This window comes from Flavobacterium hydrocarbonoxydans (assembly GCF_009789235.1).
GTDB classification, from domain to species: Bacteria; Bacteroidota; Bacteroidia; order Flavobacteriales; family Flavobacteriaceae; genus Flavobacterium; species Flavobacterium hydrocarbonoxydans.
The window spans coordinates 85,907-102,500 of record NZ_WSTB01000008.1; the positions used below are offsets into that span (position 1 = coordinate 85,907).

A 16,594-nucleotide genomic window follows, 5' to 3' on the forward strand; every position below is an offset into this window, starting at 1 on the left:
AACTGATTCTATCAGATTAATGCTGATTGTGATTTACAAAAAACTTAAAAAACCGTTTTTATCTGTTCAATCAGTGTAGCTTGTGGTCTTTTTTTTTATTTAGTTAACTTAACGTACAGTCATGTAATCTTAAAATAAACCAGACTTCATAAAACAAAAAAGACATGACCGAAGCCATGTCTTTTTCTCGTTACAATTCTTTTTTAAAATTATCTTGAAAGGTACAAATAACCATTTTGATGTATATTTTCACCTAAAAATGTTTTGTAGGTAATCACATAGAAATAAGTTCCGGAAGGTAATCCTTCGCTTTGTTTAACCGTTGTTCTGCCTTCAGAAAATCCATTAAATCTGTGTGTCTCATCATTGTTATCATAGCCCTCAACTTCATATACTAATACTCCCCAGCGGTCGTATATTTCGACATACGAATCCTGATAACATTCGATTCCTTGTATTTTAAAGAAATCATTTTTAGTATCATTATTTGGCGAAACAGCATTGTAAATTTTCACTACACAAGGATTTAAAGTAAGTGTCACTTCATCTTTATCCGTAGTCGTTAATCCCTCAGGACTAACAGCGTTTACAGTTGCTAAATTGGTCACCTCTCCTGCCTCAATATCTTCTTTTGTAAGAACATAAGTTCCTTTAAAAGCATTCGTATCCGTCTCTCCTTGTCTCAGAACAATAGGACCTCCGCTAAGAACCACACCTTCTTTGGTATCCGATACTACAACATTTACTAAAACAACATTTCCAGTATTGGTAATCGTAAAATTATAGGTTATTGTCTCCCCTATTTCAGCATAACCATTTTTATTTTCATCATTAAAGGTTGCTGTTTTTTCGATATCTATCTGAGGAACCATTGTTAAATCTATAATGGTTGGATCATCATCACCTGTTAAAGCTGGATCATTACTGTCAGAAATGTCGTCAACTACGCTGCCATCCGGGGCCTCTCCCATAACCATTGCGGTATTCATCACTTCTCCATTTGCAACATCAGGAACCGTTACGGTATAAGAAGCTGTGGCAGTACCTATTTGACCAGGCGCTAAAACATTCGGAGTTACTACTATAGGGTTGTCACCTATCAAAGGATCATCAATAACAACATTGGTAAGTAATACATTTCCAGTATTTTTAACCGTAAAACTATAATTAATTATAGAACCAGCTCCACCAGTACCTGTAAGCTGACCACTTTTGATTAAGGTTATTTCTTTAAATTGATTAACCAAAGTGATTGTGGGGTCGTCTTTTCCTGCTAAAGTTGGGTCGTCACTATCTGACAAGTCTTGTATCGCAGAACCTATTGCAGGCTGAGCTGTTACCAAAGCCTGGTTTTCTACAGTTCCCAAATTAATATCTGCCTGAGTTAATGTATAAGTTGCGGTATAATTCGTAAAATTGGATTGTCCAACTGTCAAAATTGCGATAGGACTACCAACAATAGTTGCTTTAGGATCTGTAATCATAACATTCTGCAAATCTATCGCTCCTGTATTTCTAACTAGGAAAGAATAACGAATTATTTCACCAGGTTGCGCATATCCATCTCCGTTAGCATCAACAAAAACACCACGTTTTATCAATTCAACAGCAGGCTGTAATACTTCAATCTTAATTACTGCTTCGCTACAGTTTAAAGAGTTCAAGTTTTCGCAAATTCCGTACGCGATAGTGTAAATACCAGACGATGTTCCTGGAGGCACACTCACAAATCCAGTCGCCGGATCCAGAACCGGAACCTCATCAGAATCTATTTTATCCGCTGGCGAAAGCACACTGATGGTAACTTGAGACAACGTTGGCGGAGTTGAAGAATCTAACTCATCATTTAAAAGAACATCCACTACATTATTTGCTCCGTCTAGACCATTAATTCCTAAAGCTTCATCATCAACTGCTAAAATAGGACCTGAAATAACTGTCACTACAGCATTGGCTTCGCTGCAATTTGATGGATTGAGATTTTCACAAATTGAATACCTTATCGTATAGGTTCCGCTTGGAGTACCGGCTGGAACACTTACGCTTCCTGTTGCCAAATCTAACATTGGAACCAGTCCTCCATTAATAGCTGTTGCTGGCGATATTAATCCAATTGTAATTTCTGCTAAGTCAACAGCAACTCCGTTTAAGTTATCATTCGGAATAACGTTTAGAACATTAGCCTGACCTTCAAATCCATTAATATTCAGAGCCGTATCATTGTTCGCTTCTATTGTAGTTGCTGTTACGGTAATAAATACTATTGCATCATCAGCGTTTGATGGATTCAAATTCTCCGAAATTCTATATTGAATTTGGTACAATCCAGCAGGAGTTCCAGCGGGCACACTTACGATACCTGTTGCTGTATCCAAGACCGGAATATTAGGATTTCCGTTTATTGGATTAGCAGGACTCAATACTGTAATTGTAATCTGACTGATATTAATTGCCGTAATTTTTGCTTTTTTCGAATCAATTGAAGAATCGTTAAAACTATCGTTATCTAATACATTTAAAGCATTCACAGCTCCAACATAACCGTTTACATTAACTTCAATATCATTATTTGCAATGATTGTGGCTTCAATTACATTAATTGTAATTACCGCTGTATCAAAATTAGTAAGATTTAATTTTTCACTCAAACGGTACTGAATTGTATAAATTCCTGCTGCAGTTCCAGCCGGAACATCAACATTTCCTGTTACAGGATCTAAAACCGGAACTGACGAACCATTAATAGGTGTTGCCGGAACAATATTACTAACAACGACTTGCGATGGAACAACCAGAATTCCGTTTAATTCGTCATTAGTTAGAGCATTTAAAACACTTGCTTCTCCAACATATCCATTAATATCAATTGTTGTATCATCTATTGCATCAATAGGCGCAGCAATTACATTTACAAATACCGAAGCATCATTACAATTTAGTTCATTTAATTTTTCGCAAATCGTATAATCTATTTGATAATTTCCAGCTGGAGTACCTGGCGGAACACTTACAAATCCTGTTAATGGTTCTAATACCGGAACTGGACCTCCATTTATAGCAACTGCCGGAGCATCAATTGTGATGGTTACTTTGGTTACATCTGTCGCTAATAAATTAAGCCTGTCATTTGCAATAACATCTATTGCATTAGTTGTACCTACATAACCATTGATACCTGCAACGGTATCATCATTGGCTTCAATAACTGGCGTATCTACTATTATAGTTGCTATTGCTGAATCATTATTAGTTAAATTTAAGTTCTCATTTAATTGATACGAAATACTATACGTTCCCGCTGCCGTACCCGCTGGAACACTTACAATTCCTGTCAATCCATCTAAAACAGGAACTAAACCTCCATTGATTGGAGCCGCTGGAATGATATTCGTAATGGTAACTTCTGATGAAATGACCAAAACAGAATTTAAGGTGTCATTATCCAATACATTGACAGCATTCGATGTGCCTACAAATCCATTAATTGCTATTGCATTTGTATCATCAACGGCATCTATAGAAGCTGTGATTACGTTAATGGTAATAGTTGCTTCGTCACAGTTTGTTGGATTTAGTTTGTCACAGATTTTATAGACAATTTTATATTCACCTGCATGAGTTCCTGCCGGCACATCTACATTACCGGTCAATAAATTCAACTCCGGAACTGGTGCTCCATTGATTGAACTTGCTGCAGTTATTAAGGTTCTGTTGATATCTGCTACTACAACCGGATCATTATTTAATTCATCGTTTGCATAAGCATTTATTACATTATTTGCTCCTGTATAACCTACTATACCAGCTACTGCATCATCAGTAGCTACGATAGTTGGCTCAATCACGATAACATTTATAAAGGCTTCATCGCAATTGGCCGGATTAAAGTTTTCACAAATTTGATATCTTATCTGATAAGCACCTGCTGGCGTTCCAGCCGGAATACTCACAAAACCTGTTGTTAAATCTAAAACAGGTACCATACCTCCATTAATTGGTGTTGCTGGACTTATTATCGCTGGCGTTACCAAACTTGCATCTGTCAAAAGCACTCCGTTATAAGTATCATTATCTGTAAAGGCATTTAATACATCAGCTGCACCTTCATAACCATTAATATTCGCAATAGCGTCATCAACGGCATCAATCGGAGCAGTGATTACAGTAATGGTAATAGTCGCTTCGTCACAATTTGTTGGATTTAGTTTGTCGCAGATTTTATAGACAATTTTATATTCACCTGCATGAGTTCCTGCCGGAACATCAACATTTCCAGTCAATAAATTCAATACTGGAACTGGCGCTCCATTGATTGAACTTGCCGCAGTTATTAAGGTTCTGTTGATGTCTGCTACTACAACCGGATCATTATTTAATTCATCGTTTGCATAAGCATTTATTACATTATTTGCTCCTGTATAACCTACTATACCACCTACTGCATCATCAGTAGCTACAATAGTTGGCTCAATCACGATAATATTTATAACTGCTTCATCGCAATTCGTTGGATTTACATTCTCACAAATCGAATAACCTATTTGGTAAGCTCCTGCTGGTGTACCTGCCGGAACATCAACAAATCCTGTTACCAAATCTAAACTCGGAACCAAACCTCCATTGATAGGAGTAGCTGGACTTGTTATCGTTGGCGTTACCAAACTAACATCTGTCAAAAGCACTCCGTTATAAGTATCATTATCTGTAAAGGCATTTAATACATTATCTGCCCCTTCGTATCCATTAATACCTGCAATAGTATCGTCTAATGCTACAATTGAAGCTTCTTCTACCACAATTCTAATGTTAGCCTGACTACAATTGGTTGGGTTTAATTTTTCACAAATCTCATAATTAATGATATAAGTGCCTGCGGATGTACCTGCTGGAACATCTACAAATCCTGCAAATGTATTTAATATCGGAACAACTCCATTAGTAGAACCAACAGGAACTGTAGTACCTAAAGATTGAATATCAACCTCCAAAAACTGCACTGGAACCCCATTAAGTGTATCATTTGCTAAAGTATTAACCACATTGTTTTCTCCCTCAAAACCATTTATAGCCTCTGCAAAATCATCATTTGCATCAATTGAAGTTGGTATTACATTGATTGTGATAACAGCTTCATCAAAGTTGGATGGATTTAAGTTCTCTGTAATTCTGTAATCTATTGTATAAACTCCTGCTGAAGTTCCTGCTGGAACACTTACGATGCCAGTGGTTGTATCTAATATTGGAACAATTCCGTTTGTAGCTGTTAGCGGTGCTGTAGTTCCTAATGCTGTTATCGTAATTTCAGTTAAATCAATATCTACCCCATTTAATCGGTCATTTGTAATAGCATTTAAAGCATTCGCCGTTCCAACATAACCATTGATCGTGCCTGTAGAATCATCATTTGCAATAATGACAGTTTCAATAACATTAATAGTAATGAGAGCCGTATCAAAATTACTAAGGTTTAATTTTTCGCTCAAACGATACTCAATAATATAATCACCAGCTGCAGTTCCGGCCGGAACTTCCACAATACCCATTGTAGCATTTAATACCGGAACTGGAGAGCCATTGATTGCAGTTGCCGGAACAATATCGCTAATCACTACTTGTGATGGTAAAACCAGAACTCCGTTTAATTCGTCATTAGTAAGCGCATTTAGAACATTTGTTGCTCCCACGTAGCCATTAATTCCACTTGCATCATCATCATTTGCTACAATTGGGGCAGCAATTACATTAATAAATACCGAAGCATCGTTACAATTTAATGGATTTAATTTTTCGCAAATCGTATAATCTATCTGATAATTTCCTGCTGGCGTTCCCGCTGGTATCGAAACAACTCCTGTTAATGGTTCTAACACTGGAACGGGACCTGAGTTTATAGCAACTGCTGGAGCATCAACCGTGATGGTTACTTTGGTTAAATCTGTAGGCAATAAGTTAAGTCTGTCATTTACAATAACATCTATTGCATTTACGGCCCCTACATAACCATTTATACCTGTAACAATATTATGATTGGCTTCAATAACCGGAGCTTCTACCGTAACTGTAATAGTCGCTGTGTCAAAATTTGCCTGATTTAAATTTTCGCTTAAGCGATAACCAATGGTATAACTTCCTGCCGATGTACCAGGAGGAACACTTACAATACCAGTTGCCGGATCTAACACAGGAATAGCACCTCCGTTTATACTAACCGCTGGAACAATATTACTAATAGTTACATTGGATAATACCACAGGAATACCATTTAAAGTATCATTATCTAAAGCACTAATTGCATTTGGATCTCCAACAAAGCCATTTATTGCCGAGAAATTGGTATCATCAACTGCAGAAATTGCAGCAGAAATAACTGTAATTGATATAATTGCCTGATCGCAGTTTCCGGCATTTAGGTTTTCACAAATCTCGTAAACAAATTTATAGTTTCCGGATGGAGTTCCTGCCGCAACACTCACCAAACCAGTAGTTGTGTCAAATGATGGAACCGGGCCTCCATTTATAGCACTTGGCGAAGATATTATTGTTGTCGTTATTGTTGAAAGATCTAAAACACTATTGTTTAAAGAGTCATTATCATAAGCATTTATGACATCCGGTGCTCCTTCATATCCATTCACACTCAAAACAGTATCATCATCTGCTATGATTACGGGCTCGATTACATTGATTGTAATTATTGCATCATCACAATTACTTGGTATCAAAGCCGGAAGATTAGGTGTATTTAGTTTTTCACAGATTCTATATTTTATTTGATACTGACCTGCTGGCGTCCCTGCTGGAATATTAACCCTTCCGGAAGCTATTAATAATTCAGGAACCGGGCCGCCATTTATTGGAGTTGCCGGAGCTATAATAGTTGGAATTAACACACCTGTTAAATTTATATTTATAACTTGTCCGTTAAACTCATCAGCCCCTAAAGCATTGGTGTAAGCATTAATCACGTTTACAGCTCCTTCATATCCGTTTACGTTATTTACGACATCATCATTCACTTCTAGTGGTGCAGGATCGACAACAATAGAAATACTGGCATCATCGCAATTAGCTGGATTTAATTTTTCGCAAATTCTATATTTAATATAATACGTACCAGCTGGTGTTCCTGCTGGAATGCTTACATTTCCAGTTGCTTCACTAAAAACGGGAACATTTGCACCAACGTACAATGGTGTAGCTGCCTGATATTGTGTAACTGTAATTTGATTAAAATTAAGAGCTGTAATTGGAACCCCATCTAATGTATCATTTGCATCTATAATTGCATTGAATGAGTTTGCTTCCCCTACATAACCGTTAATATTATGTGAATTGCTATCGTCTTCTGCATTAATTATAGTGGTTCCTACCTGAACTAAAATACTCGCCTGATCACAGTTTGTGAGATTACCTACCTGACAAATTCTATATTTAATTTCATAGAGTCCTTTTACAGTTCCAGCCGGAACAGAGACATTTCCAGTTGCCGTGTTTAAAACTGGTACATTATTATTTCCTGTAACTATAGGCTGCGCAGGAGTTACAATGCTTATTATTACATTACTTGTAGTGGCTTGTAAACTATTAAGTTTATCATTTGTCAAAGCATTAATTACATTTGTTTGTCCAGTATATCCGTTTACTACAAAAGGAACGACATCAATTCTGGCATCAATTCCTGCTGTCGTTACTACAATAGTCTCAGTTGCTGTAGAACAATTGGCTGGATTTGCAACCTCACAAATAGTATATGTTAATATATAATCGTCTGCTGGGGTTCCGAAGGGTACAGTGATTATATTTGTAAGAGGATCGAAAATCAATACACTTGATGACAATGCAGTATTTATAGTTACGGTAACATTAGGCGAAGCTCCAAGTGAATTCACACTATTATCAGCATCATCATCTAATGTATCACTATCTAAGATTGTTAAAGGGTCTGTATCTCCACCAGCATCTCCTGAAATTGTTGCGAAAGTTTCAGGTACTGCACAAATTTTATTAAAAATAGTGAAGTTAGCAGGATTAGAAACACATGTGGTAAGGCCAACCTTACGTACTGTTATCTGTTTGGCTCCAGAAGTTAGATTTTCAAAAATATTACTTGCCTGAAAAGCACCTCCGTCAATACTATATTCATAACCCGTTCCTAAATCTGGATTCGTAATCGCAATGGTTCCAAAATCATTCGTACAAGATGGCTGCTGAGTTACTAAACCTATTGGCACAACCGGAGCATCAAAAACGTTCAGAGTTACCTGATTAGAAATAGTCTGACAACCTGATTGCGACTGAGAAATTAAAACTCTAAAATATCTATTTCCGGCTGTTGCATAATTTGGCGTAGTATAAGATGCAGTTGTACCTCCTGTGCCTGTTGTAACATCGGTATAAGGTCCTGCTAAAGCAGAAGCAGTCTGCCATTGATAGATCAACGTACTTGACGGAACATTTCCTGTTGCAGCAACAGTAAATGTTACTGATTGATTGATACATACTTCCTGATCTATTGGTTGCGCACTTATAATTGGTGATTCAAAAACACTAACTTTCGCAGGATCTGAATTTACTACACCACAACCAATTCCTGAATCGGTTACTTGTAATCTGTAATAAGTATCAACATTTAAAATATCTGTTGTATAACTAGTCGAATTTGCCCCTGCAATATTTGACCAAGCCGCTATTCCATCTGATGATTTTTGCCATTGATAAGCATATCCCCCCGAACCATCGGCTGCTGAAGCTGTCAAAGTAAAAGTTCCTCCTTCACAAATATTTCCTCCACTAGGTTGTGTTAAAATGGTTGGATCTGGAATTACTGTTGCCATTACAACATTTGTAGTAAGTGTACAAGCAGGAGTTGATGATGTTATGACACATCTAAAATAAGTATCTGCAGCTAAAGGTCCTGAAGTATAACTTGGCGTATTTGCTCCTGTTCCATCGGATACATTTGCCCAGCCTGATGTTCCATTTGCTGAACTCTGCCATTGATAAGCAAAAGTTGCTGAACCAGTATTAGCAGATGCTAAAGTTGAAACCGAAATTGTTCCTCCCACACAAACTGTAGCTGGCACCAAAGGCTGCGTAACAATACTTGGAATGATAACTGCTGCTATTTCAGAAGTTACAGGATCACATCCTAAACCACTATCAGAAACCAAAACTTGGTAAAATGTATTTTGTGTTAATGCCGGAGTTGTATATGTTGACGCATTTGCTCCAGATATATCTATAAATGGACCCGCTATAAAATTTGAAGTTTTCCATTGATAGCTATAAGCACCAGTTCCTTCACTAACTACAACACTTAGAGTAGTGGTAGTTCCACTACAAATATTCACAGATTGTGGGTCTGTATTAATTTTAATGTCTGGTGAAACTTCTACAAGAGCTGCTGATGAATTTACTACTCCACAGCCAATTCCTGAATCTGTTACCTGAAGTCTATAAAAGGTGTCAATGTTTAAAACATCGGTTGTATAAGTCGTTGCATTTGCTCCTGAAATATTTGCCCAACCTGTTGTTCCGTCCAATGATTGTTGCCATTGATAGCTATAACTACCTGAGCCATTTGATGCCGTAGCTGACAATGTAAAAGTGGCTCCCTCACAGATGATTCCTCCCGTTGGTTGCGTCGCAATAGTTGGATCTGGAATCACATTAGCCATTACTACATTTGTTGTAAGGGTACATGTAGGAGTTGATGATGTAATTATACATCTAAAATAAGTGTTTACTGTTAACGGTCCCGAAGTATAACTTGCTGCATTTGCTCCAGTTCCGTCAGTTACATTTGCCCATCCTGAAGTCCCGTTTGCAGAACTTTGCCATTGATAAGCAAAAGTTGCTGATCCATTATTAGCAGATGCCAAAGTTGAAACTGAAACTGTTCCTCCAACACAAACTGTAGCTGGAGTTGCAGGTTGCGTAACAATACTTGGTATAATAACTGCTGCAATTTTAGAGGTTATAGGATCACAACCTAAACCATTGTCTGAAATTACAACCTGGTAAAATGTATTTTGAGTTAACACTGGTGTTGTATATGTTGAAGCATTTGCTCCAGATATATCAGTAAATGGACCAGCTACTGAATTTGAAGTTTTCCATTGATAACTATAACTACCCGTTCCTTCGCTAACCGCTACGCTTAAATTTGCTGTAGAGCCACTACAAACATTTGTACTTTGAGGATCTGCAGTTATTTTAATATCTGATAAAACCTCTACTGTAGCGACTGACGAATTTATCGTTGTGCAACCATTTCCGCTTGCCGATACATCGACTCTATAATAAGTAGTTTGTGTTAAATTTGGTGTTGAATATGTTGCTGATGTAGCTCCGGATATAGCTGTAAATATACTATTATTTGTACTACTTAACCATTGATAGGTTAAACCAGGAGTACCATTTGTTGCCACAACGCTCATCGTATGATTTGCACCAGAACAAATTGTTGTGCCTACTGGCTGAGTAGTAATAGATGGGTCTGGAACTACCGTCACTGTAACCTCATTAGAAGTTAAATTACAATTTGTAGTAGATGATGTTACAATACATCTGAATCGGGTTGTAACTGATAAAGCATTCGAAGTAAAATTAGCCGTTGTAGCAGAAGCGTTCCCTTCATCAACCCAAGAACTTCCAGTATTACTTTGCCATTGATAACTTAATGTACCTGCTCCACCACTTAATGTGGCTACAACATTTAGATTGACTATTCCGCCAATACAAATAGCAGCAGGAGTTACTGGCTGAGTAGTTATTCTAGTAACATATACTGGTGTCGCATTTGAAAAAACTTCACAACCATTTAACCCTTGAGTTATCCTAACTCTATAATATAAATTTGAAGTTAAAGCTGCAGTTGTATAAGTAGCCGAAGTAGCTCCTGTTCCTCCTGTAACATTTGCCCAACCCGAAGTTCCATTTGCAGAGCTTTGCCATTGATAAGCTAATGCACCTCCAGCAGGATTTGATGAAGCAACCACGTTCATTGTATGAGTAGCTCCTGAACAAATTGTACTTCCTACAGGTTGTTGCGTTACTGTTGGATCAACGATAACTGTTACCAATGCACTATTTGAAGTAGCCACTCCACATCCGTTTCCTGTTGCCGAAACATCAACTCTATAATAAGTAGAAGCTGTAAGTGCAGGGGTTGTAAAAGTATTTGAGGTTGCTCCGGATATTAAAGCAAAGCTAATATTGTCTGCGCTACTATACCATTGATAATTTAAACTTGGGGTACCTCCTGTGGCTGTAGCTGTTAGAGTAAAAGTACCTCCCGTACAAATTGTACCTCCTGTTGGCTGTGTAGAAATTGCAGGGTCTGCGACTACAACTGCCTGAACCGCATTAGAAGTAATGGAACAATTTGTTGTGGAAGAAGTAACTATACAACGATAAAAAGTTGAAGCTGACAATCCTCCAGAAGTATAAGAAGCAGTTGTTGAACCAGTACCACCAGAAACATTTGCCCAACCTGAAGTTCCATTTGCAGAACTTTGCCATTGATAGGTTATATTTCCTGAACCTCCACCTAATGAAGCCGTAACACTAACGGTTACGACACCTCCAATACAAATTGGAGCCGGAGCTGAGGGCTGTGCTGTAAATGTTACAACACTTACAAGTGCCGGATTAGTAAAAGTTTCGCAACCGCTTCCGGCTTGCGTAACTCTCACTCTATAATATAAATTAGAAGTCAAAGCTGCGGTAGTATAAGTGGCTGAAGTAGCACCAGTTCCTCCTGTAACGTTTACGAAACCTGAAGTAGAACTTGTAGAACTTTGCCATTGATACGCTATTGTTCCAGCCGCACCATTAGTTGTAGTTGCCGCTACTGTCATAGTATGAGTTGCTCCAGAACAAATTGTATTTCCAACGGGTTGAGTTGTAATTACAGGATCTGCAATGATGGTTAGTTTTGCCACATTACTTGTAACCTGTGCACATGAACTGTTAACAATTACTCTATAGTAATAAATACCAGTAACTAAAGAACTTGCAGTGGTAAATGAAGCATTAGTTTGACCAGAAACATTTGTCCAGCCACTTGTTCCGTTAGCTGATGTTTGCCATTGATAAGTATAAGGCGCTATACTTCCTGATGGATTAGTAGTTAAACTTATTGTTCCTCCCTGACAGATTACAGTATCGCTTGTAATTGGAGAAGTAATCAAGTCTGATGGTCTAATAATATTTACTTCATCAGAATATGGAGTACATGAACCATTACTTGTTGTCCATTTTAATCTTGTTATACCAACAGGTAAATTCGTCACAGTTGTATTAAAAGTGGTAGGACTTGTAATTATTGCTCCATTTGCAGGAGATACAAAAGACCATAAGCCCGTTGCCGGAGAAGGGTTATTTCCTGCAAGTGTTACGGTTGAAATATTACATATAGTTTGATCTGGTCCTGCAACTGCCAAAGGAGGCAAGGGATTAATTGTTACTGTAACATTACTAGAACTTGGAGGACAAGATCCATTTGAAATAGTCCATTGAAAAACATAGCTTCCAGTTTGTGTACCTAAAACAGCTGTTGTAGGCGAATTTGGAGTTTCAAAAACTACAGTTGTCGGACCGGATACCTGTGACCATAGACCTGTACCAACTGTTGGAGAATTTCCATTTAAATTAACACTTTCAAATTGACATACTGAAAACGGAGATCCTGCAACCGAAGTGGTTGGTAAAGGGTCAACAGTTAGCGACATATCATCGGTAAAAGAACAACTAAGATTAGTTGAGGTCCAACGCAAAACATAAGTTCCCGCTCCGCCTGTTGGAGTAAAGGTTGAAGTTGGACTTGTATTATTAGAAAAAGTACCAGCCGGGCCAGATAATCTTGACCACTGACCAGATCCTACTGTTATTGCATTTGCTGCTAAAGTTGCAATTTCTGTTTGGCAAATTGTTTGATCTGGGCCCGCATTTGGTGTTGTTAAATTGGCTGTAACTGTAATCTGTACGGTATCTGTTGTAGGCGTACAAATGGCGCCATTTGTGACAGTCCATCTAAAAACATAGACCCCTCCGGTTGTGGTTAAATTTGAAACTGTCGTAGTAGGCAAAATAGTCGAACTAAAGACTGCGGTTGTTGGTCCAGAATCCTGAGTCCATTTTCCTGTTCCAATTGTTGGTGTTGTTGCCGTAAGTTCTGTTGTAGAGCCACAAATAGCATTATCTCCCTCAATAACTGCCGCTGATGGTGAGGCTGCATATTCTACTCTCACCTGATCAGATTCACTACAAGTTCCTGAACTCACCTTCCATTCGAAAACATAAATTCCAAATCCTGTAGCAGAAGGTGTAAATATTGCATTAGGCGATGTTGCATCATTAAATGTTCCTCCTGATGGCCCGAAAAGAACAGTCCATGTCCCAGCTGTCTCTGTATCTGGACTAGCATCTAATTGAATCGTTGGACTACCAGCACTACATAAAGTTTGATCTGGTCCTGCATTCGGAGTCCCTGTAATCTGACCATTAACTGTCACCTGAATATCATCTGAACTTTGCGGACAAGATCCTTGTGCTGGAATTGTATATCTAAAAACATAAACTCCAGGTGTTAGTCCTGTAACCGCAGCACTATTGTTTCCTGTGGTTGTTATTGTCGGAGCTGTAGTACCTCCTGAAACATAAGACCAAGTACCAGTACTGGTAGGATTTCCAAATAACAAAAGAGGCCCTACTAAACAAGTACTAAAATCAGAGCCTGCTACTGCAACCTCAGTCACTTTAATGCTTACCTGATCTTTACTTGGAGGACAATTTATACCGGTATAGGTTGTCCATTCCAAAATATATTCTCCTGTAACTAGATTTGATACTGTTGAAGTATTTGAAGCAACGTTTGAAAAAACGGGTGAATTCGGTCCGCTAACTAATGACCAAATTCCGCTACCAACTGAAGGAGCAGTCGCTGCAAGCGTTACACTGGTTTGATTACAAACTACCTGGTCAGGTCCCGCAACAGCAGTTGAAGGAGCCTGGTCTATATTTAATTGCACAGAATCTGATGAGACTGCACATACTCCTCTGGAAATAGTCCATTTGTAAACCCAAGAACCAGCAGTTAAACCCGTAATTGTAGTAGTTGGGCTAGTTGGATTAGTGATCACTGGACCATCACCGCCACTAACAAATTCCCACAAACCACTTTCACCTGCAGCTGGAGTATTTCCTGTAACGGTAACTGTGTCTCCACAAAAATTCTGATCTGGTCCCGCCGTTGCAACTGTAATTGTAGGCGCAATAGTTATAGTTACTGTATCTTCTCCATCGGAACAACCAACATTTGTAACCGTCCACTTAAACTCATAATTGCCATCACTAACCCCAGTAACCGTTGTATTAAATTGTGTTGGATTAGTAATTGTTCCCCCTGTTCCACTTATTTTTGTCCATAAACCCGTTCCAGGTGAAGGATTATTTGCCGTTAAACTTATAGAAGTTACACCCGTTGCCAGGCATTGATCAGCTCCTGCATCTGCATTTGCTCCCTCGGTAGTTGTAGTTGTAATGACAACATCTGAAGAACTAGTACCACATCCATTTACAATAGTCCAGGTAAAAGTATAAACGGTATTTTGCGCTAAGCCCGTTACTGTAGCATTTGGATCGTTTACATCACTAAAAACTACACCAGCACTTGGTGTAACTGTCCAAGTTCCTGTTTCATCAATGATAGGAGTGTTTCCCTGTAATACAAATGGAGCTCCAAAGCAGACTGTTTGATCCAGACCTGCCTCTGATGCCGTAGGAGTAGTACTTGATACTAAAACTTCAACAGTATCTTGTGTAACACTACAAGCCGCACCTCCTGATATGGTCCATCTAAATTCATAACGTCCATTTACTAAGCCTGTAACTTGTGCTTGAGGATTTTTAACATTATTAAATATTGCTTCAGAAGGACCTGATACTTGTGACCAACTACCCACACCATTTGTTGGGATGCTTCCGGCTAGCGTAGCACTAGTCGAACTACAATTTAAAGTTTGTGTAGTACCAGCACTTGAATTATCGGGTTGATTAGAAACTGTAACATAAACATCATCATAAACCGTTTCGCATTGGCTACCAAGATTTGGTGCTTTTATTAATCTAATAATATAAGTTCCTGAATAATTCAAATTATCAACAGTGAGTGAATTTCCTGAAAAATTAACCGTTGGTGTTGGATACGAAGGATAAAAAGGATTAGGAATAATACGTGTGGGTCCATCTACAATCTGCCAGCTTAATTGTCCATTTCCTGAAGTTGTAACGGGTATAGTTGCAGAAGAAACATCACAGGCTAAAACCTGATCAGTACCAGATATTGACATTATCTCTTCAAGAGTAACATTATAATTCCCTGTACTAGTACAACCAGTAGCACTATTGTTTAGCGTATAAACAAAATTATAAGTACCTATAGTAATCATGCCTGAAACAACCGTGGAAGGTGAATTCGGACTTTGAATCGTTGCTGATGGACCTCCTGTTTGTGACCAAACCACGCTTTCATTTACATATAAAGGAACCGTTCCTTGCAAAACAGTTGAGGTACGCCCATCACAATATATCAAATTTGCATCACCTACATCCGTAACATCTGCAGTTGGCGGAGGGACCGTTATGGTAACTTCTGCGACACCATTGGCACAAGGCCCAGAAACTGTCCATCTTAAAACATAAACTCCTTCGACTAACCCATTGACAGTTGTATTATTATCATTTGAATTTGAAAACCCAGGCACAGTTGGCCCTGAAACCACTGTCCAAACCCCTTTTTGCTCTTCACTTCCGTTTTCATTTCCACCATAACTACCATTTAGCTGATACGATTGTGTCGAAGAATAACAATTTGAAAGAGTAACATTAGATCCTGCCGTAACAGGCATCACTCCTCCTAAAGTAGTAATTACTACTTCATCATAGGACTGACAATTTGAACTTGTATTATTTATTGTCCATCGTAAAGTTGTGGTTCCGGATGTAGTACCGGAAACGGTAATATTAGTAGTTGGCGAACCGGGATTACTGATACTAATTCCTGCATTATTTCCTCCCTGAATTGACCATGTCCCTGTTTCAGATGCTCCAACTGGATTACCTGCTAAAGGATAAGTACCCTGACAATAGGTTTTATCATCCCCTGCTTTTGCAAGTGTTAAAGGTTTCACTGTTATTAGAACGTCATCAAATATTGTAGAGCCATCCTGACATTGAGCCGTAAGTCTAAAACCATAAGTATTACCCGGAGCTGCTCCTGTAACTAAACTTTGCACTAAATTTGGGTCAACTATGTTTACTGCTGGCCCAGAAATCTGAGTCCATACAGGATTTTGTAAAAAACCACTACCGGCATTAGAAGTACCTAATAAATAAAATCTATCTGGCGCCATACCAGTTTCTCCACCTGGGCAAATAGAACGTTCAACATTTGCATTTACAGTACAGTCCTGCGAAAAAGCATAAATTGGAAGTATTAGAAATAAAAAAAAGAAGAAAGTCTTGTTTAATCTTTTAAAAAATTCATCAGAGTAATTTATTTTCATAATCACAATTTTGGAATTAAATTCAA

General features: G+C 38.2%; 1 protein-coding gene. It reads right to left on the minus strand.

Annotation, left to right across the window (positions count from 1 at the left end):
• Positions 1-209: 209 nt before the first annotated feature.
• Entirely contained in the window at positions 210-16,568 is a 16,359-nt protein-coding gene (locus GON26_RS14745; RefSeq protein ID WP_160375548.1) for a PKD domain-containing protein, read from the minus strand.
• Between the last annotated feature and the right edge of the window lie 26 nt (positions 16,569-16,594).